25 protein-coding genes and 1 pseudogene are annotated in these 23,325 nt (G+C 42.4%); 10 read left to right on the plus strand and 16 right to left on the minus strand.

Going from position 1 to position 23,325, the window contains the following annotated elements:
* Positions 1–3: 3 nt before the first annotated feature.
* The 4 genes from murA to rpmE are packed head-to-tail and all read right to left on the minus strand — an operon-like array spanning position 4 to position 3,640.
* Positions 4–1,275 carry a UDP-N-acetylglucosamine 1-carboxyvinyltransferase gene (gene murA / locus BIY37_RS06500; RefSeq protein WP_420886185.1) on the minus strand — a complete coding sequence of 424 codons (1,272 nt, stop codon included), beginning with the start codon at positions 1,273–1,275 and terminating at the stop codon, positions 4–6.
* On the minus strand, positions 1,250–2,263 hold the full coding sequence (gene prmC, locus BIY37_RS06505; protein WP_179129315.1) for a peptide chain release factor N(5)-glutamine methyltransferase: 1,014 nt from the start codon (positions 2,261–2,263) through the stop codon (positions 1,250–1,252). Before prmC ends, murA begins: the two co-directional genes overlap by 26 nt.
* A 58-nt stretch (positions 2,264–2,321) precedes the next feature.
* Positions 2,322–3,413, minus strand: a complete 1,092-nt coding sequence (gene prfA / locus BIY37_RS06510) for a peptide chain release factor 1 (RefSeq protein ID WP_070067031.1) — start codon at positions 3,411–3,413, stop codon at positions 2,322–2,324.
* Positions 3,414–3,415: 2 nt separating this feature from the next.
* On the minus strand, positions 3,416–3,640 hold the full coding sequence (rpmE, locus tag BIY37_RS06515; RefSeq protein ID WP_070067032.1) for a 50S ribosomal protein L31: 225 nt from the start codon (positions 3,638–3,640) through the stop codon (positions 3,416–3,418).
* Positions 3,641–3,862: 222 nt separating this feature from the next.
* Here rpmE and ffh point away from each other — a divergent pair, with 222 nt between their 5' ends.
* The 7 genes and pseudogenes from ffh to BIY37_RS06550 all read left to right on the plus strand — a co-directional run bounded on the left by ffh (position 3,863) and on the right by BIY37_RS06550 (position 9,830).
* Complete coding sequence (gene ffh / locus BIY37_RS06520) at positions 3,863–5,215, plus strand: signal recognition particle protein (protein WP_070067033.1); 1,353 nt, start codon at positions 3,863–3,865, stop codon at positions 5,213–5,215.
* Between the two features lie 182 nt (positions 5,216–5,397).
* Entirely contained in the window at positions 5,398–5,655 is a 258-nt protein-coding gene (gene rpsP / locus BIY37_RS06525; RefSeq protein ID WP_070067034.1) for a 30S ribosomal protein S16, read from the plus strand.
* 3 nt (positions 5,656–5,658) lie between these two features.
* On the plus strand, positions 5,659–6,342 hold the full coding sequence (gene trmD / locus BIY37_RS06530; protein ID WP_070067035.1) for a tRNA (guanosine(37)-N1)-methyltransferase TrmD: 684 nt from the start codon (positions 5,659–5,661) through the stop codon (positions 6,340–6,342).
* A 142-nt stretch (positions 6,343–6,484) separates the two neighbouring features.
* Positions 6,485–6,826 (plus strand): annotated as a pseudogene (rplS, locus tag BIY37_RS06535) (50S ribosomal protein L19); the annotation flags it as partial.
* A gap of 462 nt (positions 6,827–7,288) precedes the next feature.
* Positions 7,289–7,684 (plus strand): YraN family protein, encoded by a 396-nt coding sequence (locus BIY37_RS06540; protein WP_070067053.1) that lies wholly within the window; start codon positions 7,289–7,291, stop codon positions 7,682–7,684.
* Positions 7,685–7,694: 10 nt separating this feature from the next.
* Positions 7,695–9,065, plus strand: coding sequence for a TatD family hydrolase (locus BIY37_RS06545; RefSeq protein ID WP_070067036.1), 1,371 nt, complete (start codon positions 7,695–7,697; stop codon positions 9,063–9,065).
* Positions 9,066–9,344: 279 nt separating this feature from the next.
* On the plus strand, positions 9,345–9,830 hold the full coding sequence (locus BIY37_RS06550) for an N-acetyltransferase (RefSeq protein ID WP_070067037.1): 486 nt from the start codon (positions 9,345–9,347) through the stop codon (positions 9,828–9,830).
* Between the two features lie 68 nt (positions 9,831–9,898).
* Here the strand turns inward: BIY37_RS06550 and BIY37_RS06555 are convergent, their stop codons facing one another.
* The 12 genes from BIY37_RS06555 to BIY37_RS06610 all read right to left on the minus strand — a co-directional run bounded on the left by BIY37_RS06555 (position 9,899) and on the right by BIY37_RS06610 (position 20,405).
* Positions 9,899–10,645, minus strand: coding sequence for a pyridoxine 5'-phosphate synthase (locus BIY37_RS06555; RefSeq protein ID WP_070067038.1), 747 nt, complete (start codon positions 10,643–10,645; stop codon positions 9,899–9,901).
* The gene (locus BIY37_RS06560; RefSeq protein ID WP_070067039.1) at positions 10,642–11,643 is read right to left on the minus strand and encodes a CdaR family protein; all 1,002 of its coding nucleotides are present in this window, start codon (positions 11,641–11,643) and stop codon (positions 10,642–10,644) included. The genes BIY37_RS06555 and BIY37_RS06560 overlap by 4 nt, the downstream gene beginning before the upstream one ends.
* On the minus strand, positions 11,640–12,464 hold the full coding sequence (gene cdaA, locus BIY37_RS06565; RefSeq protein WP_080324903.1) for a diadenylate cyclase CdaA: 825 nt from the start codon (positions 12,462–12,464) through the stop codon (positions 11,640–11,642). Before cdaA ends, BIY37_RS06560 begins: the two co-directional genes overlap by 4 nt.
* Positions 12,464–13,372, minus strand: coding sequence for a dihydropteroate synthase (gene folP, locus BIY37_RS06570; RefSeq protein ID WP_201789402.1), 909 nt, complete (start codon positions 13,370–13,372; stop codon positions 12,464–12,466). The genes cdaA and folP overlap by 1 nt, the downstream gene beginning before the upstream one ends.
* A gap of 18 nt (positions 13,373–13,390) precedes the next feature.
* A complete protein-coding gene (gene lptE, locus BIY37_RS06575; protein ID WP_179129316.1) occupies positions 13,391–13,981 on the minus strand; it encodes an LPS assembly lipoprotein LptE in 591 nt (196 codons plus the stop codon).
* A gap of 152 nt (positions 13,982–14,133) precedes the next feature.
* Positions 14,134–15,057, minus strand: a complete 924-nt coding sequence (gene bamD, locus BIY37_RS06580) for an outer membrane protein assembly factor BamD (RefSeq protein ID WP_080324905.1) — start codon at positions 15,055–15,057, stop codon at positions 14,134–14,136.
* A 168-nt stretch (positions 15,058–15,225) separates the two neighbouring features.
* Positions 15,226–15,975: a DNA repair protein RecO gene (recO, locus tag BIY37_RS06585; protein ID WP_070067042.1), complete on the minus strand. Its 750-nt coding sequence runs from the start codon at positions 15,973–15,975 to the stop codon at positions 15,226–15,228.
* Between the two features lie 21 nt (positions 15,976–15,996).
* Positions 15,997–16,437, minus strand: a complete 441-nt coding sequence (gene ybeY / locus BIY37_RS06590) for an rRNA maturation RNase YbeY (RefSeq protein WP_070067043.1) — start codon at positions 16,435–16,437, stop codon at positions 15,997–15,999.
* Between the two features lie 122 nt (positions 16,438–16,559).
* Positions 16,560–17,552, minus strand: a complete 993-nt coding sequence (locus tag BIY37_RS06595) for a PhoH family protein (RefSeq protein WP_080324907.1) — start codon at positions 17,550–17,552, stop codon at positions 16,560–16,562.
* Entirely contained in the window at positions 17,549–18,400 is an 852-nt protein-coding gene (locus BIY37_RS06600) for a phosphatidate cytidylyltransferase (RefSeq protein ID WP_070067044.1), read from the minus strand. The genes BIY37_RS06595 and BIY37_RS06600 overlap by 4 nt, the downstream gene beginning before the upstream one ends.
* On the minus strand, positions 18,397–19,113 hold the full coding sequence (locus BIY37_RS06605) for an isoprenyl transferase (RefSeq protein ID WP_070067045.1): 717 nt from the start codon (positions 19,111–19,113) through the stop codon (positions 18,397–18,399). The genes BIY37_RS06600 and BIY37_RS06605 overlap by 4 nt, the downstream gene beginning before the upstream one ends.
* Positions 19,110–20,405: an adenylosuccinate synthase gene (locus BIY37_RS06610; RefSeq protein ID WP_070067046.1), complete on the minus strand. Its 1,296-nt coding sequence runs from the start codon at positions 20,403–20,405 to the stop codon at positions 19,110–19,112. Before BIY37_RS06610 ends, BIY37_RS06605 begins: the two co-directional genes overlap by 4 nt.
* Positions 20,406–20,667: 262 nt before the next feature.
* On the opposite strand from BIY37_RS06610, the gene BIY37_RS06615 reads away from it, so the two are divergent.
* The 3 genes from BIY37_RS06615 (at position 20,668) to lgt (ending at position 22,426) form a co-directional block, all read left to right on the plus strand.
* Complete coding sequence (locus BIY37_RS06615) at positions 20,668–21,030, plus strand: c-type cytochrome (RefSeq protein ID WP_070067047.1); 363 nt, start codon at positions 20,668–20,670, stop codon at positions 21,028–21,030.
* 176 nt (positions 21,031–21,206) lie between these two features.
* Positions 21,207–21,569 (plus strand): aspartate 1-decarboxylase, encoded by a 363-nt coding sequence (gene panD, locus BIY37_RS06620; RefSeq protein ID WP_070067048.1) that lies wholly within the window; start codon positions 21,207–21,209, stop codon positions 21,567–21,569.
* Positions 21,566–22,426 carry a prolipoprotein diacylglyceryl transferase gene (gene lgt / locus BIY37_RS06625; RefSeq protein WP_070067049.1) on the plus strand — a complete coding sequence of 287 codons (861 nt, stop codon included), beginning with the start codon at positions 21,566–21,568 and terminating at the stop codon, positions 22,424–22,426. Before panD ends, lgt begins: the two co-directional genes overlap by 4 nt.
* The last annotated feature ends 899 nt before the right edge of the window (positions 22,427–23,325 follow it).

Here is a 23,325-nt window from a genome sequence, read left to right on the forward strand (position 1 = left end):
AGTCTATTCTTTAATACGTTTTATAGCTGCACCCAGGGTTAATAGCCTTTCTGTGAGCTGTTCGTATCCCCGGTCTAGATGGTAGATACGGTGAATTTGAGTGGTTCCTTTTGCCACCAGACCCGCAAGCACAAGTCCGGCGCCAGCCCTCAGATCGGAAACCATAACTTCGGTTCCGGACAAAAAAGGTATTCCCCTGATAATTGCACTTGGCCCGTCTACCCTGATATCGGCACCCATCCTTCTCAATTCAGATGCGTGAATAAATCTGTCGGGAAATATCTTTTCCGTAATAATGCTTTTCCCTTCTGCAATACACAACAAGGCCATAAACTGAGCTTGCATGTCGGTAGGCATTCCCGGATAGGGCAAGGTCATCAAGTCAACCGCACGGTAGGTATTATTTCCTTTCACCCGGAGAGCATTGCCGGAAGGGGTTATTTCCACGCCAATTTCCCGCAATTTATCGGTTACCACACCGAGATGATCCTGCCTTATATTTTCCAGGGTAATATCACCGCCGGTAATTGCACCGGCAATCATAAAGGTTCCCGCTTCAATACGATCGGGAATAATCTCATAATCGACCCCATATAACTTCTGGACACCTTCTACTGTCAGTTTATTTTCTCCGATTCCGGTAATTTTTGCACCGGCCTTGTTTAAAAAATTTGCAAGGTCTTGCACTTCCGGTTCGCAAGCTGCATACTCAATCGTTGTTGTACCTTCTGCCAACACCGCAGCTGTCAGAATATTACACGTGCCCAGCACGGTTTTCCCGGCAAAAGAAATATGCGTTCCTCTGAGCTTGTCTGCAGAAGCGTTTATGTAACCTTCCGTCGTTTCTATCTGGGCGCCTAATGCGGTAAGTCCTTTGATATGTAAATCAACAGGCCGTTGACCAATAACACACCCACCGGGATAAGAGACTTTTGCCCTGCGTCTTTTGCTTAATAATGGCCCCAGGACGCATATGGAAGCCCTCATTTTTCTGACAAGTTCATAGGGTGCTGTAAATTTGTCATCATTTTCTCCGTCTCTGAAAATTATCTCGAGAGATCCATCCTCAATTTTTTTTACTTCTCCACCAAGATTTCTCAAAATTTCCGATTGTGTCTGGATATCAATAATGTCCGGTATTCCATGTATCCGGGAGGGGCCGTCTAGCAATAAAGAAGCTGCCATAATCGGTAAGGCAGCATTCTTTGCCCCATGGATTCTTACCCCACCTTCTAAACGATTTCCACCTTCAATGACAATTTTGTCCACATTCATCCTCCATTTGTGCAACAATAATACGATCTATGTTTTGATAATCTTTTATGGAAGACGGTCTTTTAAAACATCCTCTATCCTCTAATAACTGTATGACCGGTTGTGCCTGCCTTTCGCCAACCTCAAACAGAAGAAATCCTGATGGTAGTAACCATTGTTTCACCTGTGCAATGATACGCCTGAATATGAGTAAACCATCACATCCACTCACGAGAGCAATGTATGGTTCGTAATCCCTTACCTCCTTTGGTAAATACCGGAATTCATCGCTCGATACATATGGTGGGTTGGTTACAATAAAATGTACTTTTGATTCAAGCCCGTATTCCTTTAGCGGTCCAAAGGTATCGCCACATAAAAATGTTATCTTGTGAAGAACCTCATGTCTGCGGGCATTCATCCTGGCAACATCCAGGGCGCCGGCAGATATGTCAACAGCAAACACCCGGGCTTTTTCCATTTTCTTCGCCAGGGTTATTGCAATAGCACCACTTCCTGTTCCAATATCCACCAGGATTATTTCGTCTGCAGCAGACATGATTTTTGATTTTTCAATTACGGTCTCTACAAGTAACTCCGTTTCCGGGCGTGGTATCAATACTCGTTCATCTACGTAGAAATCGAGAGACATGAATTCTGTTTGATGGGTAATGTATTGCAAGGGCACTTTTTGCCCTCGTTTTTGGATGGCGTCTTGGTATATTGCAACAACCGAGTTTTCGACGGGCTTGTCAGGGTGTACGTAAAGGTCTAATCGTCTGCAACAGAGAAGGTGAGACAAAATGACTTCGGCATCCAATCGTGCATTGTCGATCTCGTGTGCCTTTAACTCCCTGCTTCCATAGCGGATGAGGCTGGATACCGTGTATTCATGGGGAGATTGGGTTTTCAGGCTTCCAACGGAGGTGTTATCATGGGAAATAGAAATCGCGGCACGATGATTTCCATGCTGTTTTATGTCTCTTTGGGACGTGTTTGATCCAAACACTTCGGATGGCATTCTTCTTAAGCAGGCAAAAATTTTATTTTCCTAGGGTACCGTCTTTTTACAAGCTTGCTGCCAACTGCTTAAACTGCTCTTCTTTATAGTAAGTCATGATGGCTTCAACAATTTCATCAAGGTATCCCAGCATAACCTGCTCTAAATTATGTACGGAGAAATTTATTCGATGATCAGTTACCCGATTCTGCGGATAGTTATAGGTGCGAATCTTTTCACTGCGATCGCCAGTTCCTATCTGATCGCGGCGAATCTGGTCACGTTCGTTTCGTTTCTGTCCTTCATATAATTCGTACAGGCGGCTTCGTAATATGCGCATGGCCTTTGCGCGGTTCTTGTGCTGAGATTTTTCATCCAGGCATTTGACTACCAGTCCGCTGGGAACGTGAGTAATCCTGACCGCTGAACTCGTTTTGTTGACTTTTTGTCCACCAGGACCGGAAGCGCGGAATGTATCCACAAGAATATCATTTGGGTTAATATCGATCTCTACCTCTTCAATTTCCGGAAGAATGGCAACCGTGGCTGTCGAGGTGTGTACTCTGCCACTGGCTTCTGTCCGTGGCACTCTTTGAACACGATGGGTTCCGCTTTCGAAGCGCAATTTCTGATATACGTTATTTCCTTCGATTGAAAAGGTTACTTCCCTGAACCCTCCTAAGTCCGTCTCGCTGCTGTCAAAAAGCTCTACTCTCCAGCCCTGATTTTCTGCATATTTGGTATACATTCGAAATAAGTCGGCCGCAAAAATAGCCGCTTCTTCGCCGCCGGTACCGGCCCGTATTTCGGCAATTACATTCTTACCGGATATCTTGTCATCAGTAACAAACAGGCCCTTAATCTCTTCAAAGAGAGATTCTTCCTGCTTTTCTAAGACCCCCAACTCATCCAGAGCCATTTTTGCTAATTCTTTGTCTTCTCCTTCCTGAGCTAAGAATCCCTCTGTTTCCTTCTTTCTTGTGAGGGTCTCACTCAGTTGTAAGTATTTGCTTACCATTTTGGAAAGGCTGCCATGTTCCTTTATGTAGGCCGTATAGCGACTTGCATCGGCAATTACCTCAGGATCGGACAATAGTTTTTCCAATTCATGGTATCTTTCATAGGTTCTTTCTAGTTTTTTTAACAACTTATCATTCATTTTTACTTCACAGACTCTTCAGCCTTTTGACTCTTTTCCAATCTCTTTTTAAACTTTTCTATTTGCCCTGCACTATCCACAAACCGTAGTTTACCGGTATAAAACGGATGGCATTTGGAACAGATTTCCACAGTGATTTTGGGTTTTGTCGAACGAGTCTTAAATGACTCACCACACCCACAGGTGACGACGGTTTCCATATATGCCGGATGAATTCCCTCTTTCATTGCTTCTCCTTTAAATAAATAATGCGTTCAAAGAACGCATGCTAAAATATAACAAGCATTTACTATGATTATGATAGGAGCGAATTTTAACAAACCAACTGGCATTCTGCAATAAAATTTTTTACGAACACTTTTGTAAAATTCATTTGAAAATTTATTTTAATTAAATATAATTTAGGTTTTAAATTCCTGCTTAAAGTTTTGGGATAGACTTTAAAATTTATGTTTGAATCAATTGCAAATAGCCTGGAAGGCGTTCTTGGGAAATTCCGCGGAAAGGGTCGTCTCACAGAATCCAACATCAAGGATGGATTGCACGAAGTGCGGTTGGCGCTTCTTGAGGCGGATGTGAATTACAAAGTCGTTAAGGATTTTATTCAGCATGTTACTGAACGTGCTGTTGGAGAAGAGGTAATAAAGAGCATCGCACCCGGGCAGCAGATCGTCAAGATTGTGCACGATGAGTTGATTAAGCTCATGGGAGAGTCGGACACTGCGATTCCTTTTCAGGATGGTGAGCCGACTATGATTATGCTTGTCGGATTACAAGGTAGCGGAAAAACCACCACCGCAGGAAAACTTGCCAAAACCATTTTGTCAAAGGGGCGAAAGCCATTACTTGTGGCAGCGGATATTCAGCGTCCTGCCGCAATTGAACAACTGAAGATACTCGGCCAGCAACTCAATGTGCCGGTTTACTTTGAACCAGCCTCTCAGCCCGTGAAGATATGCAAAGATGCCGTTACGTATGCCAGAACGAACATCCATGACGTTGTTATCTTTGATACGGCAGGCAGGTTGCATATTGACGACGACCTTATGCTTGAATTGAGAGAAATCAAACAAAAGCTGGAGCCACATCAGATCTATTTCGTATGCGACTCGATGACGGGGCAGGATGCCGTAAACAGTGCAAAGGAATTTAATACCCGGCTCGGATTTGATGGCGTGATCTTAACCAAACTCGATGGTGATACAAGAGGCGGGGCTGCGCTTTCCATACGGTCGGTGGTCGGAAAGCCAATTAAATTTGTTGGTATTGGTGAGAAGTTAGACCGGCTGGAGGAATTCCATCCTGATCGGATGGCGTCGAGGATACTTGGCATGGGAGATGTCGTATCACTTGTCGAACGGGCACAGCAGGCCTTCGACATGGAAGAAGCTCAAAAACTTAGCAGAAAGATACAGAATGACACGCTTGGCTTGGATGATTTTCTCCTGCAACTTCAGCAGATTAAAAAGATGGGGCCGTTAAAAGAGGTGCTTGGCATGATTCCGGGGTTAGGAAATAAGATGGATGGGCTGAATGTGGATGAAAAACAGCTCCAACGCGTAGAGGCGATTATACGGTCTATGACGATTGAAGAGCGTACAAGCCCGGACATGGTGAATGGAAGTAGAAGGCAGCGGGTGGCAAATGGAAGCGGAACAACCATTCAGGATGTCAATCAGTTGCTCAAGCAGTTTAGGGCAATGAAAAAAATGATGAGGCATTTTAAGGGAAATGAGAGGGGGCTGAAGAAGGGCGGGCTTTTATCAAAGGGTTTGCCGTTCGGTAAGGGTATGATACGATAATGCAACGCTCAGGAACTTGAAATGGCTGACGTGAGGTATTGGAATTTCAAAGGTTTTTAATTCCCCTGTAAAAAGAGAGGATAAAAGAGTGTGTAAGTTTTTTATAGTACGACATCTCTTTTTAGAGGGAAGCTTAAAGTTGCTGCAGTAGGCAGCCTAATTAAATTTGTAAGGAGAAACAGATGGCAGTAAGGCTAAGAATGAAGAGAATGGGGCGTAAAAATAGACCCTATTACAGAATCGGCGCATTTGATGCCCACGAGGAACGGGATGGAAAGGTGATTGAGAATCTTGGTACCTACGACCCTCTCGAATCGAAGAATGAAAAACAGGTCACGTTAAAAAAAGAGCGGGTGGAATACTGGTTGAGTGTTGGTGCAAAACCAACGGAATCAGTTGCTGCAGTATTGAAAAAGTTTGGTATTGCTTTTAAAAAATAGGCCGTGCGTATCGATATTATAACGTTATTTCCCGAGATGTTTGAAAATGTCCTGGGACACAGCATATTAAAGATTGCAAAAGAAAAGAATATTGTCCAATACCTCCTCTTTAATATCAGGGAACATGCCGATAACAAGCGATGCGTAGATGACCGTCCTTACGGTGGGGGACCAGGAATGGTGATAAAGCCGGAGCCGGTCTTTAATACCATAGAGGCTATCGAACAGCAAACTGATATCCGGTCAAAAAAGATTTTGTTAACACCGCAGGGATGCCGTTTTACTCAAGCGATTGCGAAGGAACTGGCAAAAGAACCTTATCTTATGTTAATTTGCGGACATTATGAGGGGTTTGATGAAAGAATTCGAATGGGTCTTGATGTACAAGAAATTTCTGTTGGCGACTTTGTCCTTTCGGGTGGCGAGTTACCAGCAATGGTGATAATTGATGCGGTAGTCAGATTGATACCAGGGGTGTTGGGTGATCTGAGTTCCGTGATTAATGAATCGTTTACCGATGATTTGCTGGAGCATCCTCAGTATACCCGGCCTGCTGAATATCGAGGTATGAAAGTGCCTGAAGTGCTGGTATCCGGACATCACCAAAAAATAAAGGAATGGCAAAGAGATCATGCGATACAAAGAACCCGGGAAAGGAGACCGGATCTCTTTGAAAAAAAACCCTAGCAGTATAACCACAAATCGCGCCTTTTTTTCAAGAAGGAGAGTGAAGGAGGGTGTGTAAATAACTTGCTAGATACTAGCAGTATTACAATCTTATTTTCCTTTCATAGTTGAATTTATTAAGCCAAAACAGGAGACAGGACGAATGAATATTGTTGATGCAATTGAAAAAGAACAAATGAAAAAAAATGTACCACTATTCTCTGTAGGTGACCAGGTGGATGTGTCAGTAAAGATTATTGAAGGTGAGAAAGAACGCATCCAGGTCTTTAGTGGTGTGGTGATTGCGAAAAATGGTGGTGGATTTAAAGAAACTTTTACCGTACGGCGTATCGTCCAGGGTGAAGGGGTGGAACGCGTCTTTCCTATTCATTCTCCGAAGATTGTTGAAATTAAGGTCTTGAAATCAGGAAAAATAAGACGTGCGAAACTCTATTATATGCGCAAAAGGACCAGCAAAGGAACAAGGCTGCAGGAGAAATTTGAATCACCGTCATCAAAAACGATTTCAGCACAAAAGACACATGTCCAGCGCGTTCAGACTCAAGGTGACAGTAAATAGTACTATTCTAAACAAACAGAACTGCAAACAAAAGACCTTCCCGCGGTGTCTTACTTTTAAAATGGAGAAACAGGGAAGGTAGTGTTGTCCGGTTAGAAATATGCATGCAGAGTTTTTGTCCTATCCAAATGCTTTTGTCGGAGATTCTGTGAATTCTAAGCTTCCCGGTTTTCCGCTAAAAATATGTGGGAATGACACTCGAGGGCGATAAAACAAGACACATAATTTTTAACCTGACTACGTTGGGGAAATCTAGAAATATGAAAAAAATAACAATCCGGTTTCTCGAAAAGTTGAGATGAAGTATTTTGCGAGGATAAAAAAATATTGCAATTATTTTGTGCGAAATATGTATCTTTATTCATCAATTTATTTAAACAGAGAATTGTGGTAACTCCTCATACCAGGAGTAAAGGTACTAAAGGGGAGCAGCTTGCCATAAAATTCTTAAAAAAAAATGGTTACAAAATACTTCAACGAAATTATCGGCGCCGGAATGGAGAGATAGATATCATTTGTTATGATCACGGAAGTATTGTATTTGTTGAAGTCAAGACGCGTTATTCTGACATCTTTGGCCCTCCGGAGCTCTCCGTAACAGAAGCAAAACGGAGGCAGATTGTAAAGGTTGCCTCGCAATATATTGCAAACAAAAAATTAGAAGGAGTAGATCTGCGCTTTGATGTTGTTTCCATTTTTTACCCTCCCGATAAAAAACATGCGATGATAAAACTTTTTAAAAACGCCTTTACCAAAAATGACACTGCTCTTTCCCGGAAATAAAATATAAATCATGATCATTGACACTCACGCCCATCTCGATTTTCCTGACTACAAATCAGATCTGGAATCTGTTCTGTCACGTGCAAAGGAGGCCGGTGTTGATTATATTATTAATGTGGGTACCAGCCTCGCATCGAGCGAGAAAAGCGTTGCCTTGGCCAATCGGTTCCACGATATTTATGCCAGCATTGGCATCCACCCCCATGATGCATCAAAGGTCTCTGAGCAAGACTGGCAAACATTAGAATCCATGATAAATGAGCCGAAGGTGATAGCCATAGGGGAAACGGGACTTGACTATTACCGGAATCGCAGTCCGCATGAAGATCAGCAGCGCATCTTTCACAAGCATCTAACCCTGGCGAAAACCCACAACCTGCCGGTAATCATTCATTGCCGGGATGCCAGTGACGACTGCTTAAAAATATTGGATGAACACAAGAATGGAGCGCTCGCGGGAGTTGTGCATTGTTTTAGCGGAACAAGAGAAATAGCAGAAAAATGTATAGATTTGGGGCTATATCTCTCTTTTGCGGGGCCGATTACCTTTTCTACTGCAGATAATCTGAGAGAAGTTGCTAAATCAGTTCCCGTTGAAAGACTTCTTTTAGAAACCGATTGTCCTTTCCTTTCACCGCAGCCGAAAAGGGGAGAACGCAACGAGCCTGCCTATCTATCTTTCATAATTCCTGTGTTAGCTGATATCTACGGCCTGTCCATCCAGGATATCAAACGAATCACCACCTTTAACGCTTATAAACTCTTTGGAATCGGTGAGCCAGAACACGAGGGAAAGATTGCTTACGCCATCAGAAATTCATTATATATAAACCTCACCAATCGGTGTTCGAATGTGTGTGTCTTTTGCATGAGGGAAACCTATCCTATCGTTAAGGGACATCACCTGGGCTTGAATAAGGAACCAACAGCAGAAGAAGTAATAGATGCCATTGGAGACCCTGCGGGCTATGACGAAGTCGTCTTTTGTGGCTATGGCGAGCCTACGGAACGGTTAGATGTGTTGATAGCTGTTGCGCAGTTTTTGAAGTCGAAGGGAAAACGTATTCGGTTAGACACTAACGGTCATGGAGACCTGATTAATGGTAGGTCAATTATCCCTGAACTAAAGGGGCTGATTGATACCATATGTATCAGTTTAAATGCCGAAACGGCTGAAAAGTATGAAGATATTTGTAAACCCGTTTTTGGGAAAAGGACATATATCGCTCTTATTCAATTTATTAAGGATGCAAAGCAGGTAATACCTCATGTGCAGGTTTCTCTTGTCGATATACCAGGGGTTGATGTGGAAAAATGTGAACGAATCGCTAGAGAATTAGGTGTTGATTTTAGGGTGCGAAAATACAACGTACTTGGATAATGTAATTGACAGGAAATTACATTTTATTTAAGCTGGTTTCCGTGTGGTATGGGCAAACTTCGTTTGTCTGTGTTTGTGCTTAACCTGAGAGTGATGATTTACCGCTGAGTGCACAAGGGATGCAGAGTAACAACCCCCTCCATCCCCCTTTTCTAAGGGGGACTTGAAGAACTCCCCCTTAATAAAGGGGGCAAGGGGGTTGTCATACGGATCTTTCTCTTTTCATTTGTTTTCTCTGTGACCTCTATGATAAACAGAGGTTTTACGGACTTTTAAGATATGTTACGAAAAGCAACAATAGCTGATGTAGAAAAGATTTACAAACTCATAAACGATTTCGCTGCAAAAAACGTGATGCTGCCTCGTTCATTGAGTGAGTTGTACGAAAATATCAGGGATTTCTTTGTATTTATAGATCATGATAACCTGGTTGGTTGTGCAGCCCTACATATTTTCTGGAAAGACCTTGCGGAGATAAAATCGGTTGCTGTGCTGGAATCCCAGCAGCGCAAAGGTGTTGGTAAAAAACTTGCAATGGCTTGTATACGGGAAGCAAAGAAATTGCAAATTGCAAAGATGTTTGTGCTCACGTATGTACCTGAATTTTTCGAGAAATGCGGATTTCATCGGGTCGAGAAGGAAACCCTCCCTCACAAGATATGGTCAGAATGCGTCAAATGCCACAAATTTCCTGATTGTGGAGAAATTCCGCTGATTTATGAATTGAATAAAAATACAGAAGAAAAGAAAGAGGATATAAAATAAAAACGTGTATGGTTTTTATTGTTCGTCGATTGCTGCTGAAGTTGTAATTGAATTTTGTCAGCGTCTTCTCAATTGATAATCTGCGGCTTTTGTAAAGAATGTCTGTAAATCAATTCCTTCATCTCAGAAACAGCCTTTTGGATTCCGGTAAAGACCGCTCGCGACACAATGCTGTGTCCAATGTGCAATTCTTCAATATCGAGGGATTCCACGAGCAAACCGACGTTTTGATAAGTCAACCCGTGTCCTGCATTTGCCCGCACTCCCAATTTATTAGCAATCTTTACACCGTTCTGTAGTTTCTCAATCATGGTATTTCTGTCGGTCACATCTTTTGCATTTGCATAATTTCCCGTATGCAATTCGATGAACTGGGCACCAACATCCCTTGCCGCCTCTATCTGATCCTCTTCCGCGTCGATGAAAAGACTGACCAGGATGCCAGCGTCCTGAAATCTTTTTACGACATGCATGATTGTCTTTTTTTGCGTTACAATGTCCAGACCACCCTCTGTCGTAATCTCCTGCCTTTTTTCTGGCACAAGAGTTATCTGCTCTGGTTTTGTTTTTAAGGCAATATCAACTATCTCTGGCGCAGTTGACATCTCGAGATTTAACTTGGTACATACGGTTTCCCTCAGCAATCTCACATCCCGATCCTGAATATGTCTCCGGTCTTCTCTCAGATGAACGGTAATGATATCGGCACCGCCAAGGACAGCAAGGGAGGCAGCCGTTATTGGATCGGGTTCAAATGTCTTTCTCGCCTGGCGCAGGGTTGCAACATGATCGATATTTACCCCTAACTTTATCATCGCGCCTCCACAGAATGAAGGGTTTCCCGAATGTCCAGATGGACTTCAGGCAATTTATCCACAAGTTCAATATTTTTCGGCAAAATACATTTTATCGGTTGTTTATATGGCCCAGGTGGTTTTAAGGAAGAAACATCGATGTATAAAATAACATCCTCGGTATTTAACTTATCCAGCAAGAGCTTCGGGCCTTTCACCTTTACATCTGCAAACTCATCCTGCAGTTTAATCACATAAGGGTACTCTGCAGGACCTATGACTTTTACCCTCATTTTCACGAATAGTCTTGTATCCTGTTGCTCCATGATTTGTAACCAGATCCGTACATCCTCTTTGCATACAACCGGCACCGAAATAGTTTTGTCTCCACGATTGATCGTCACCTTCTGGTCTATTTCGATTCTCCATGGAAACGTACGGTTTTGCTCTCCGGAAATTCCACCGATATCTACGGAAACCGTATTGATGGAAGAGGCTTCTTTTAATGCGCTGAGAGGTCCTGTAACCTCCACTTCACCTGGAAATATGAATTCATTTACTATGTTGTATCCAACAGCGGGTTCCCCCTTTTTTTGCAAGACGACTTTTAACTTTTTCTTTTGCAATTTACCCAACACAACGTCGATTTTATCGGGATAAACAGAAATCAGTTTAACAGCAGGTGGCAAATCCAGGTGTTCTTTCTTAATAAAAATACTCTGTTTCAACTGATCTTCTATTCCATCAGGAGATTCCTTTATGACATATCTTGCAGAAATTTTTCGATCTTTTATCATATTGTCAACCGTATCAATCACATTTTGCGGGCCTTGTAAATGTATGGTAATCTTACTTGTGCTTTGCTCAACGACGGTAATACCCTCGGGAACGGAAACCGTCAGGCTTACGGTTGTGGTTAAATCTCCCGTATGTCGATTAATGGCATACAACCAAAGGGCAACAGCCATAACCAGCGCCATAAGTTTCGTAGGAATGTTCTCTGTAAATATTTTCTTCATCGTGCACGGGCACTCTTCGCAACGCTAAATCTTTCAGTAAACAGTTCATCGAGAATTTTTTTCAGTCCTTTTTCGTCAATTCCCTGATTTAATATCCCCTTAAAACCAGTCGATATTGTACCTGTCTCTTCGGATACAATAATAACGATGGCATCAGTTTCCTCGGTAAGGCCAATACCAGCCCTGTGGCGGGTACCAAGATTTCTTGACAATTCTGTTTTGTCTGTAAGTGGGAGTAAACACCCGGCTGCACTGATCTTTTGTTCCTGAATAATGACAGCACCGTCATGCAGGGGAGAACCAGGCCAGAAAATGGTATTAATTAGATCATGTGATACGTCTGCATGCAATTTTGTTCCTGTTTCTACAAAATTACCGAGTCCAACATCTCTCTCAATGGCAATTAATGCACCGATTTTATTTTTGGATAAATATTCTACTGCCTGAATAATTTCATAGGTCATTTCCTGTTGGTCAGACTTTAAAAACATGCTGAAAACGGGGTTTTGCCCGAGTCGTAACAAGGCACGCCGGAATTCTGGCTGAAAGAGAATAATGATCGGGATGATGAAAACCGGGACAAACTCGGTTATCAGCCAATCGATGGTAAAGAGCTGCAGTTTTCGTACAAAGAACAGTACGCCAATGGTTATCAAAACAATGATAAATGCCAAACCCCGTAAAATGCTGGTCCCACTGGTACCCTGCATAATTCTGAGTACGACATAGACTACCATGTAGATAAGAAATATCTCACCCAGAGACCTTCCTATCATCCAGCCATTGATATTTTCGAATATTCCAAATATGCTTTCAAGCATTAACTATTCCTGATTGCATCACACAGAGTCACTACCTGAGCCGCTTCGCGCACATCGTGAACCCGCACTATATGTGCGCCGTTCATGACGGCAACGGCAAGCGTTGCAAGCGTTCCATACAAACGTTCCTGAACGGGGAGATCTAAAATGGTGCCAATAAATTTTTTCCGGGAGGTGCCAACCATCAAAGGAAAATCCAGGCTTTTGAACTCTCCTAACCTTCTCAGGATTTCCAGATTCTGTTGCACCGTCTTTCCAAACCCAATGCCGGGATCCAAAATAATTCTTTTTCCCTCTATTCCTGCGCCGGTTGCTATAGCAATTGATTTTTTTAAATAAGCCATTATTTCCGCACATGCATTTTTCCGGAGTGGATATTTCTGCATTGTCCTTGAAGTGCCTTTTTTATGCATAAGGATAACTGGTACGTTCGCCTCTGCGGCAACCTGTGCCATTTTTTCATCCCTACGCAATCCACTGACGTCATTTATTATCGATGCCCCGGCATCAATTGCCCTTTCAGCAACCTTTGCCTTATAGGTATCAATGGAAATAGGAGTCTTTAACTGTTTTGATAAAAATTTTATAACAGGAATTACTCTCTTTATTTCTTCTGTTTCCATTATCGGAAAAGCGCCAGGCCTAGTGGATTCACCGCCAATATCAATTATCTCTGCTCCGTCTTTCACCATTTTTATTGCATGCTCTACGGCATTTTCATGAATATCGTATCGCTTACCGTCATAAAAAGAATCCGGGGTTACATTCAGAATCCCCATGACACAGGTTTTTATACCAAGATGCAAAGTGCCATGCGGATACGGCACCTCATAACACGATCTTTTAAAATTATCTCCAGCACATTCAATCGTTTTGGAATATTCGTGAAAAGGAGAGTTCATTATCATAATTTTCCATCCACGTGATTACCAGTCCTCTTCCATGGTATCCACGATGCTCCGGGCAACGTTTACGAGAGCTTCATTTTTGGAAGAAGTAAGCGTTTCGTTCCTTAGTGTTATAAACTCTGCAGGTTTCGCGATGTTTTTTCGTTCAACGATGACCCTTCCCGTTCTTTTGTCTACCCAACGGATTTCTATTCTAACTGATGTCCGGCTCTCAACGATATTATCATGTGAGTTTACAATCAAAACATTCTCATCAAAACTAGCAATCTTCCCGAACAGAATGGAATCCGCCTCGTCTTTATCCACAAGGTGAAGACGTGTTCTCATTAAGATTTGATCACGAACGGCCTTGGTCAGATCAAACTCATACCCTCTGCGAAAGGTATTATTGTCAAAAATCGGGATGTAGATACTCCGCACGTTGGAACGAATTAATGATTTTGAAGAGTAACCACAACTCGCAGTCATCATAACCAAGAACACCATCACCGTGAAGTAGACAAAATATGTAATGGTATCTCCTTGCAAAAACAACTTTTTTCGAAAAGTGTTTTTTTCCCCTCCTGTTTTTTCGCATTGCAGAGAAGGGGTAAGAGCAAGGGTATTCATAATTCCCATCTCTTTTTTTGCAGAGTGGGTTTGGGATGGGATCATTGGATTGCGGCTATGCTGCATAAAATATCGATATTTCAACATAACGTCTTATATTCCAGGAATTCGGAGTAAGGGTTCAGTAGTGGTATGAGTCTTATTGGCCACGTTTATTTTATTGCTTCAATCATCCTCAGGAATTCAATTTTTTCATTAGCTCTCTCCGCCCATATCGTGTCCGGAAAATCAGTTTTAACATACTCAAAGTACATGGCCGCCGACACGGGTTTCTTTTTTCTTAGATAAAACTCTCCGATATTATACTCTCTTTCTGCCTCTATAATCCTTATTTCCTGAATCATTTTCTTTGCATCCTCTATATGCATACCACGGGGATTTGAGACTAAATATTCTTCAAACCCCTCACGGGCAGAGACCAGAAGACCATAATTGCGTTCTTGCTGCTTTTCGTGATAGACTTTTGAAAGTGGTATCTGATACTGTACATAAGAGACCCACTCACTCTTCGGATAATTTTCCAAAAACTTCTCATACGCGTCAAGCGCTTCTTCATATTGACCAAGTTTAAAGTAACAATCAGCTATTTTTACCTGTGCATCAGAAGCAACAGGTCCTAATGGATGCTTTTCTATAATCTTTTCGAAGGCGCTGATAGCCCCTTCCTCATTGGTCTCCATTTGAGCAATCCCCACTTGATATTCTCGTTCCAGTATCTCTTCAGTCCTTTTTGTACCGGGATATTTTTCCAAGACCTTTTCATACGTTTTTAGTGCCTGCTTAAAATCATTATTGAGATAATATGCCCGGCCAATATTTATTTGAGAAACTTCTGCATATTCAGATTGGGCTGCATCACGGATGATCGATTCAAATTCCTTTATTGCAACCGTATATTTTTGTTCCACAAGGAGAGAAAGTGCATATTTGTAACGTTGCTCCAGTGACGTGATTGCAGTAGAGGGAGACTCCATCCAACCCGTTTCCCTGCTCCATATCCATTTCCCGTATGCGGGGGTAACTGCCAGACAAAACAGACCACACATCAAAAGAAGTACATATTTTAATGGTATCATAAGAGACACTCGTAAAAATTATTTTAGCAATTTGACAAAAACAGCAACGCTAACTGTTCGTCTGAGTTCACGACGAAGTCTCTTGTAATCAGCAATTGCAGGGAACAAACTATCTGGACTGTACATTTCGTTGTATTTTGGTTTGGTAAATTTTCAGGAAATATTTGGTTAAACCTTAATATATTTCCAGGAATTAAGCTCCTTGTTTAATAAGGATGCAATATAATATCTCAGCATCTTTTCTATTTCAACATAAATAGACAGATGCAGCCGGATACGATCTAGTCGTTGAAAGTTGTTCTCTGCTAATTTCCCGGCAATGAGCACAGCACCGGGAGTAACGAGCATTCCGTGGGGAAATTTCATTTGGCATTCTTTACACAGCGCTCCCCCTTCTTTTACGCTGAAACGCACCATGGTTGTCTGCCGGATACGGTTTTTACATTGTACGCAACATTTCCATTCGGGCAAATACCCCAAAATCTTTAATAGCTTTATTTCAAAAACCAAGGAACGAACGGTAGCATCCTGATCCATTGATATCCCAAATAAAGTTTCGGTCGTGATATCAAATAGTTCTTCGCTGGGGTCATTTTCCATAGTAAATTCATTAATTAGTTCCGCCACACAGGATGCCCTGTAATATTTATCCAAATCGTTTCGAAGCGGTGGATAATGATTCTGCAGCACAGCTTCGGTAAGAGTGTGAAGTGACGTATGTTCTTTCTTAATAAAGAATATTTGATAATGTGATAAAAAGTCTATTGCCTTGGAACTGTGCCTCCCCGACGAACGCTTAAATCCTTTTGCGAGGACACGGACTTTCCCGTAATCACGGGTGTAAAAAGTAATGATTTGACTTGAATCACTGTAATCTGTCCTTCCTAGTGCAATTGCTGCTGTTTTGAAGACAGGCATATTAATATAAATACATGTTCATTACGTAGGAATAGGAACACAATAGCCAAACTTTGCCAGCACGTCGTCTTCCCTTTGGTGCATTTTTTTTGCATCATCTTTTTTTCTGTCGTCATATCCCAACAAATGAAGTAATCCGTGTACCAGATAAAGGGCAATTTCTCCTTCGACCGTACACCCATATTGGTGAGCTTGCAGAACCGCCATTTCTACAGAAATGAGGATTTCTCCGGTGACGGTATTTTTGCGGGGATGTTCATGATATGCAAAACTCAGCACATCGGTGGCATAATTATGCCTCAGAAACGTTTTGTTGATTTCTTTTATGTATTTATTGTCGACAAAAACAAGATTAAGTTCGGCATCCGTCTTCTCAAGTTTTAATACCTTACGAACCAGTGTTTTTATCTTATTTTTTTCGATGGGATAATGTTTTTGGAGATTGATAATTTCTAATTTCACAAGAATCTTTTAAAGACAGCCAGAAAATTACGAGGGTTGCAGAAAAATTCAGGGTGTTAAATCCTCTGGGGTTTCATCTGCAAACGAGAAGCAAACCGGGAATATTTTAAGATTTATATACATTATAACTCGTAGGCATCGACTATATCCTGAACCAGTTTGTGTCTGATAATGTCTGCCTTCGTCAGGTATATAAAAGAAACATTCTTAACATTCATGAGCCTTTCCTGTACGTCAATTAAACCCGACAACTCTCCACCCGGCAAATCAACCTGAGTGATGTCTCCTGTTACCACCACTTTTGATTTGACACCCAGTCTCGTTAAGAAGGTTTTCATCTGCTTTACGGTACAATTTTGCGCCTCATCCAGAATGATGAACGCATCGTTGAGCGTTCTTCCCCGCATATAGGCAAGCGGTAAGATCTCTATGAGGTCACTTTCCAGATACTTTTTTACATGCCCGACATCCATCATATCCGCTATGGCATCGTAGAGAGGGCGCAGGTACGGATTCACCTTGGCTTTAATATCACCGGGCAAATATCCGAGCTTTTCTCCTGCTTCAACAGCCGGCCTGGCAAGTACGATCCTCCGTATGCGTCCACTTTTCAGGTAAGAGAGCGCCATTGCCACAGCCAGATAGGTTTTCCCCGTTCCGGCTGGTCCGATACAAAAGACGAGATCGTTTTTTTTAATTGCCTCGATGTATTTTGCCTGTCCATCCGTCTTCGGTTTAATAAAAAGGCCTCTTTGAAATACATCAATCATTTGGCCCGTTTCGTCACCGGTTTCACCCTTTGCATCGACAATGGCCTGTTCTACATCGTCTAAATTCAATCTCCCCGTAGTGCGCACAATTGCCAGCAACCTGTTCAAAACTTCTCTGCTGGTGTTTACCCGTTCTTTTTCTCCTTCAAGTTTTAATACTCCCTGACGGGCAACGAGTTGTACCTCGAAGGCATCTCTCACGAGACGGAGATGCCGGTCGTGACTGCCATATAAGATGGACGCTTCGGTGTCGTTCTCAAGGATCAGGGTGTTTTGATGATGAAAGGGGACTGGAAAATATTCTTCGCTCTCAGAATGTTTTTGGACGTTAACTCTTTGACTCATCGTTCAACCAACTTACTCCATACAAAAAAATAATAGGAAACCGGCATGCTAACTAACAGACAATCAATCACATCCAGTACGCCACCAAAAGCAGGTACCAGTCGGCCAGAATCCTTTACGTTAGCGTCTCTCTTGAGAAGCGATTCTGCCAAATCGCCTAGCATGGCAGAAAAGCCAACCAACGCCCCGAATACCACTGCCCGAGGCATGCTCATTACCCCGATGTGCGGAATAAGATTAAATATTACAGAAATCAGGATGCTTGATATCAATGAAAAAATGGCACCCTCGATCGTTTTGTTCGGACTAATGGCCTTTGCCAGTTTGTGTTTGCCATACTTTCTGCCTAATAAATAACCGCCAATATCGCCAAACTTGGATACAAGCAAAACCAGAATCACGATAGAAAGTCCGTGGGGAAGGTTACGCAAGGCGATGGCAAAACTCAGGAGAAAAGCCACATAGAAAATACCGAATATGGTTACCGCAATATTCCTTATGGCATCTTGTGTACCGCGGGTAAAAGCCTGAATGAGTAGAAGCCAGCAGACGAGGATAACCATCGATTCCTGTCTGAAAAAATGATTTTCAACAATAGCATGATTGCGCAAAGGCAACCAATAAGTCGCCAATAACGCAATTCCTGCAATAATACCTGATATACGAAACGGAGAGAAACCGTTTTTACCCGCAATATGATAAAATTCGTATAAACCAATTCCTCCTGTTAAAATGACCAGGCCCGCAAATCCGATATCCGTGCAAAACAGGGAATCGAGCCACGTAATACTAAAGAACACCGAGAACATGACAACGCCAAACGTGATTCTTGTCTGAAGCGTATTCACTCTCGTAACCCGCCAAAACGCCGTTCCCGGCGTGCATATTCTTTAATTGCTTCCTCCAAATGCCTTTTTCGAAAATCAGGCCAGCAGATAGGAGTGACCCAAAGCTCTGTATAAGATATTTCCCACAAAAGGAAATTGCTCACCCTCATTTCTCCTCCCGTTCGTATCAGCAAATCGGGGTCTGTCATTTCGCTCGTATAAAGAAATTTTTTAAAGGTCTCCTCAGAAATTTCATTTAAATCCATTTCACCGGCTTTAATAGTCCTTGCTATATTCTTAGCCGCGTCCACAATCTCAGAACGTCCTCCATAATTAAGCGCGAGACAAAGTATCATTCCGGTGTTGTTTTTGCTTTCTTCAATACCGATAGCGAGCTCCCTCTGCACATCTTCTGGAAGACCGCTTATTCTGCCAATAGCCGTTAAGCGGATATTATTTTCTTCAATCTCATCTCGCTCCTTGATAAGAAAATCCTTCAAAAGCTTCATCAACAAATTTACCTCCCGTTGAGGCCTTTTCCAATTTTCCTGGGAAAATGCATACAGCGTAAGTTGCTTTACGTGTCTTTTTGCACATTCACGCGTTATCTCCCGGACAGACTCCACACCTTCCTTATGTCCGCGAATCCTTGCCCATCCCCTTTTTCTGGCCCATCGCCCGTTGCCATCCATAATAATTGCAATGTGGGAGGGCGTCTGCCCATTTTCGCTCATATAAGATTCACAACCTGGCCCCGGTCCGGACCAACAGAAAGCATTTCTACCCGAATACCCAGAATCTTTTCAAGGGTGTTTATATAATTTTTTGCCTGAGGCGGAATATCTTTTGCGTCACGCAGTTTTGAAGTATCTTTCTGCCAGCCAGGCACTTCCTTGTATACTGGTTGGCATTCTGTGCGCACCGCTAAATCTGCGGGAAACAAGTCATATACTTTGTCGCTAAATTTATACCCTACACATATCTTTATCGTTTCTTGTTCGTCCAGGACATCCAGCTTTGTCAGCACTGCGCTGTCCACGCCACTTATCATAATTGCATGTTTTACTGCCACGGTATCAAACCATCCGCAGCGCCTTGGCCTCCCGGTAGTAGCGCCATATTCTCCGCCTTTTTTCCGTAGATATTCACCGAGCGTGTCGTTCAGTTCCGAAGGGAAAGGACCACTACCAACCCGTGTCGTATAGGATTTCATGATGCCAAGAACCTTATGGATCTGCTTGGGACTAATCCCCGTACCAACCGCTGCGCCTCCCGCAGTCACCGAGGAAGAGGTAATAAAGGGATAGGTGCCAAAATCCACGTCAAGCAGAGAGCCCTGGGCGCCTTCAAATAGTATCTTTTTTTTTGCCTTAAGGGCCTCGTCCATGAAGACCACGGTATTGCACACGAAAGGCCGTATCTGCTCCGCGTATTCGCAATAGGTGTCATACATATCCTTCCATGATAATGCCTCGGCATCATATAAACGCACGAGAATCTTATTTTTTTCCTCTACGACTTTTTTCAGTCTTTGTTTAAAATGTTCCGTATGGTAAAGATCCGCTACCCGTATACCATTACGCGCCATCTTATCGGTATAACATGGCCCGATACCCCTGCGGGTGGTACCAATCTTTTCATCTCCTTTTTCAGATTCAGACAGTTCATCAAACTTCTTATGATAGGGAAACACGAGATGTGCCAGCTCACTGATACGGAGATTGTTGCCTACTTCTATATTTTTCTTCCGCAATTCATCAATTTCTTCCAGTAATTGGTGCGGATCCAGAGCTACTCCGCTGCCGATGACACAGCATTTGTTTTTTCTGAGGATGCCTGAAGGAATGAGATGTAAAACAAATTTTTCATTATCTACGATGACCGTATGGCCGGCGTTGCTGCCTCCCTGATATCTGACGATTATGTCGAACGATTCGGTGAGTATATCAACAATCTTACCTTTCCCTTCATCCCCCCACTGGAGACCGATAAGACAGGTATTTGAGCCTTTGGTTGAATTTTCCATAAAATTTGGCAAGACCCTCAGAATTCCTTGAGAATTAAGCTTCTGCCGAATTATAAAAAATGAGATAATGAATGTCAAGCGAATACGCCCTCACGGCCCTGTTCAAGGATTTTATGTAAACGTATTAAAATATGAGAATATGAAACTTGCATATATGAGGTTTTATGGTAAACTTTCACCATAGAATTTATTGATTAGTTCGGAACTACGAATCAGGTGTTCCGAAACAGTTGAGAAATCATGAAACCAGGAGAAAAAGAAAATGATGAAAACATATATCACGGTTTTATTTATTTTTATTTTATGCCTCTTGTCATTCTATGGGTGTGATTCCAAACAAACAGCTTTGACGGAAAAAGGCGGTATCTGGGTAGTCTATGACAGAGAGTGTCGGAAGTGTCACAAAGCCAGCGGAAAGGGGAGCCTTGTAGGACGATTTGTGTTCAAAATTCCTAATTTTACTAATCCCAAGTGGCAGGATAACGTTTCTGATTCACGGTTAATTATTTCTGTGGCAAATGGTAAAAGGAAAATGCCTGGCTTTAAGGGCAAACTGCCGGACGAAGAGATTGTTGACCTGGTCAAGGTGTGCGTCAGGAGTTTTTACCCGCCACAGGCACAATAAATGATGCTCATGGACGAAAAGTAGGATAATCAGTCTCCAAAAAATTCTTTTCCTTGATGGGAAAAAAAAGTAAAGGTGTTTTAACACGAATTTCTGCGTGCATATTGATTTTGCGATGCTTTACGGTAAAATATGTGATTGAATAGTTAATAACATCAGGTTTACGGAGAAAAACCATGCTACGTGAGATGTGCAAAGCTAAGATACACGCCGCAACGGTAACAGAAACTGATCTGAATTATCAGGGCAGCATTAGCATAGATAAGACGCTTCTTGATGCCGTAGATATTTTACACTATGAACGGGTGCAGGTACTCAATATCAATAACGGAACACGGGTGGAGACCTATGTGATTGAAGGTGAGCGCGACTCCGGTGTCATTTGTTTGAACGGTGCCGCAGCACGATGGGCACAGCCTGGTGATAAGGTGATCATCATTTCTTACTGCCTCGTGGACGATAAAGAAGCAAAAGACTGGAAACCGAAGATTATTCTGGTAGATGCGAATAACAGACTCATCAAAGCGCTTTCATTATGAGAAAAATACTCCTCCAAATTCCCCTGCCTTTCCTCCAGAAAAGTATTCCTATTTATTCTTATGGATTCATGCTGATGGTTGCCTTTCTCGTTGCTATCACGATTGCGCGCTGGAGGGCAAAAAAAGAGGGTATTGATCAAAATAAGATCGCCGATCTCGGAATCTATCTCGTATGTGCGGGGATTTTGGGAGCACGGCTTTTCTTTATTATCCAGTACTACAAGGAATATAAATACAATTTTTTCGGTATCTTTAAAATCTATGAGGGAGGCTTGGTTTATTATGGCGGTCTTTTTGCCGCCATCGTTACCCTGTTTGTATACACGAGAAAGCAGCACCTGCCTTTCCTTAAGGTCACGGATATTCTTATACCATCAGCGGCACTGGGACTCGGTTTCGGTCGTATCGGATGTTTTCTGAATGGATGCTGCTTCGGAAAGGTGGCGGCTCATATCCCTTGGGCGGTTCAATTTCCAAAAACAGTGGATAAAACAGGTATGGTGGATGGCAGCCCTGCTTTCGTTCATCAGTATGAACTCGGATTGGTTTCCCTTTCTGATAGCCGTAGCCTCCCGGTTCATCCCACTCAGTTGTACTCATTTCTCGCAGATATGGCGCTTTTCTTCATCCTAAGTGTGTTTTTGAGGTACCGAAGAAAAGATGGTGAAGTATTGCTTCTTTTCGGCATATTATATCCCGTTATAAGATTCTCTGTAGAATTGCTCCGGGATGATACGCCACTTTTTTTCGGGCTTTTTACCATTGCACAAATTGTAAGTATCGGTGTGTTTGTTGTATCAGGAAGCCTTTTCGCAATCGGCAGATTGCAAAGCGCACGCAAGACAGTCAGAGAATAGTCAGAAGACCAGGTTTTTTGGCAAGAGATTGTGGCTTTAACAAGGCATTTAATATCCGGCAGTTATAATAATATGTACGTCCTTTCTTGTGTTTTCTGTAAGGCACCCTTAAAGTCAAGGTGTTCGATTGCGTGTAACGCTATAGAGTTTTCTGGCAACTTTTTTACGACAGTCTCATAACTGAGCCACCCCATCCCATAACCTTCTTGGTATACCAGTTCAATAACCTTACGAGGAATATCCATTCCAATGGTGGTGCCATAAACTTAGCCACGTCTGCACCTCAGTATTGTCGTGGATTTCTGTCACGGGCTTATTCCTCTGCGGTGTCCTTTTAATCTTACAAGCTGTTTAAGTTACCATCAGGTCATGAACCTTTAAACCTTTTTATGATTTACCGAGAGCTTCTCACGTCACACAAAAATGCTGTTATTCTTCGATATCATTAAAGAGGATGCGCAAGTTTCATTTCCTGGCTCTTCTTTAAAACCTCTGCGTCATTAATCGTTTCCAGTACCATTGACAATTTCTCATCAGTAGCCCAGTTCCCTGCCAGGCATCACAAATGGTATTCCATAGTGAATCGTCCGGTTTTGCCCGTTCGTAGCGGCAACAATTAAAAATACACTCAGCAGTTACGAAGGCATGTATATGTAAACGTATATTTACTTATTGACATATATGTAAACGTATGTATACTTACAAATAATTTTGCTTGGTCATTTAAGGAAATATCAAATATAACAATACAAAATTATTATAGGAGGGCGGAGAATGAAGAAGGGGCACAGGCAGATAATGAGGTATGCAATAGTTCTTTTCAATGGTGTATTTCTGAGTGCTGCATTGTATGCAGCAGGGGAGACGGAGCCTGGTGTCAAGGGTGTGTCCGAGGAGGA

Origin of the sequence: Candidatus Brocadia sapporoensis, assembly GCF_001753675.2 — a bacterium.
GTDB lineage: Bacteria > Planctomycetota > Brocadiia > Brocadiales > Brocadiaceae > Brocadia > Brocadia sapporoensis.

Excerpts from the sequence above, each read along its gene's own strand:
- cdaA (WP_080324903.1), bottom strand. The coding sequence starts at position 12,464 with ATGCTTGAAAGCATATTTGGAATATTCGAAAATATCAATGGCTGGATG.
- BIY37_RS06545 (WP_070067036.1), top strand. The coding sequence starts at position 7,695 with ATGATCATTGACACTCACGCCCATCTCGATTTTCCTGACTACAAATCA.
- BIY37_RS06610 (WP_070067046.1), bottom strand. The coding sequence starts at position 20,405 with ATGGAAAATTCAACCAAAGGCTCAAATACCTGTCTTATCGGTCTCCAG.
- lptE (WP_179129316.1), bottom strand. The coding sequence starts at position 13,981 with ATGAATACCCTTGCTCTTACCCCTTCTCTGCAATGCGAAAAAACAGGA.
- BIY37_RS06550 (WP_070067037.1), top strand. The coding sequence starts at position 9,345 with ATGTTACGAAAAGCAACAATAGCTGATGTAGAAAAGATTTACAAACTC.
- lgt (WP_070067049.1), top strand. The coding sequence starts at position 21,566 with ATGAGAAAAATACTCCTCCAAATTCCCCTGCCTTTCCTCCAGAAAAGT.
- BIY37_RS06555 (WP_070067038.1), bottom strand. The coding sequence starts at position 10,645 with ATGATAAAGTTAGGGGTAAATATCGATCATGTTGCAACCCTGCGCCAG.
- rpmE (WP_070067032.1), bottom strand. The coding sequence starts at position 3,640 with ATGAAAGAGGGAATTCATCCGGCATATATGGAAACCGTCGTCACCTGT.
- murA (WP_420886185.1), bottom strand. The coding sequence starts at position 1,275 with ATGAATGTGGACAAAATTGTCATTGAAGGTGGAAATCGTTTAGAAGGT.
- recO (WP_070067042.1), bottom strand. The coding sequence starts at position 15,975 with ATGCCTGTCTTCAAAACAGCAGCAATTGCACTAGGAAGGACAGATTAC.
- rpsP (WP_070067034.1), top strand. The coding sequence starts at position 5,398 with ATGGCAGTAAGGCTAAGAATGAAGAGAATGGGGCGTAAAAATAGACCC.
- BIY37_RS06595 (WP_080324907.1), bottom strand. The coding sequence starts at position 17,552 with ATGAGTCAAAGAGTTAACGTCCAAAAACATTCTGAGAGCGAAGAATAT.
- bamD (WP_080324905.1), bottom strand. The coding sequence starts at position 15,057 with ATGATACCATTAAAATATGTACTTCTTTTGATGTGTGGTCTGTTTTGT.
- ffh (WP_070067033.1), top strand. The coding sequence starts at position 3,863 with ATGTTTGAATCAATTGCAAATAGCCTGGAAGGCGTTCTTGGGAAATTC.
- BIY37_RS06560 (WP_070067039.1), bottom strand. The coding sequence starts at position 11,643 with ATGAAGAAAATATTTACAGAGAACATTCCTACGAAACTTATGGCGCTG.
- BIY37_RS06615 (WP_070067047.1), top strand. The coding sequence starts at position 20,668 with ATGATGAAAACATATATCACGGTTTTATTTATTTTTATTTTATGCCTC.
- panD (WP_070067048.1), top strand. The coding sequence starts at position 21,207 with ATGCTACGTGAGATGTGCAAAGCTAAGATACACGCCGCAACGGTAACA.
- BIY37_RS06605 (WP_070067045.1), bottom strand. The coding sequence starts at position 19,113 with ATGAGCGAAAATGGGCAGACGCCCTCCCACATTGCAATTATTATGGAT.
- folP (WP_201789402.1), bottom strand. The coding sequence starts at position 13,372 with ATGATAATGAACTCTCCTTTTCACGAATATTCCAAAACGATTGAATGT.
- prfA (WP_070067031.1), bottom strand. The coding sequence starts at position 3,413 with ATGAATGATAAGTTGTTAAAAAAACTAGAAAGAACCTATGAAAGATAC.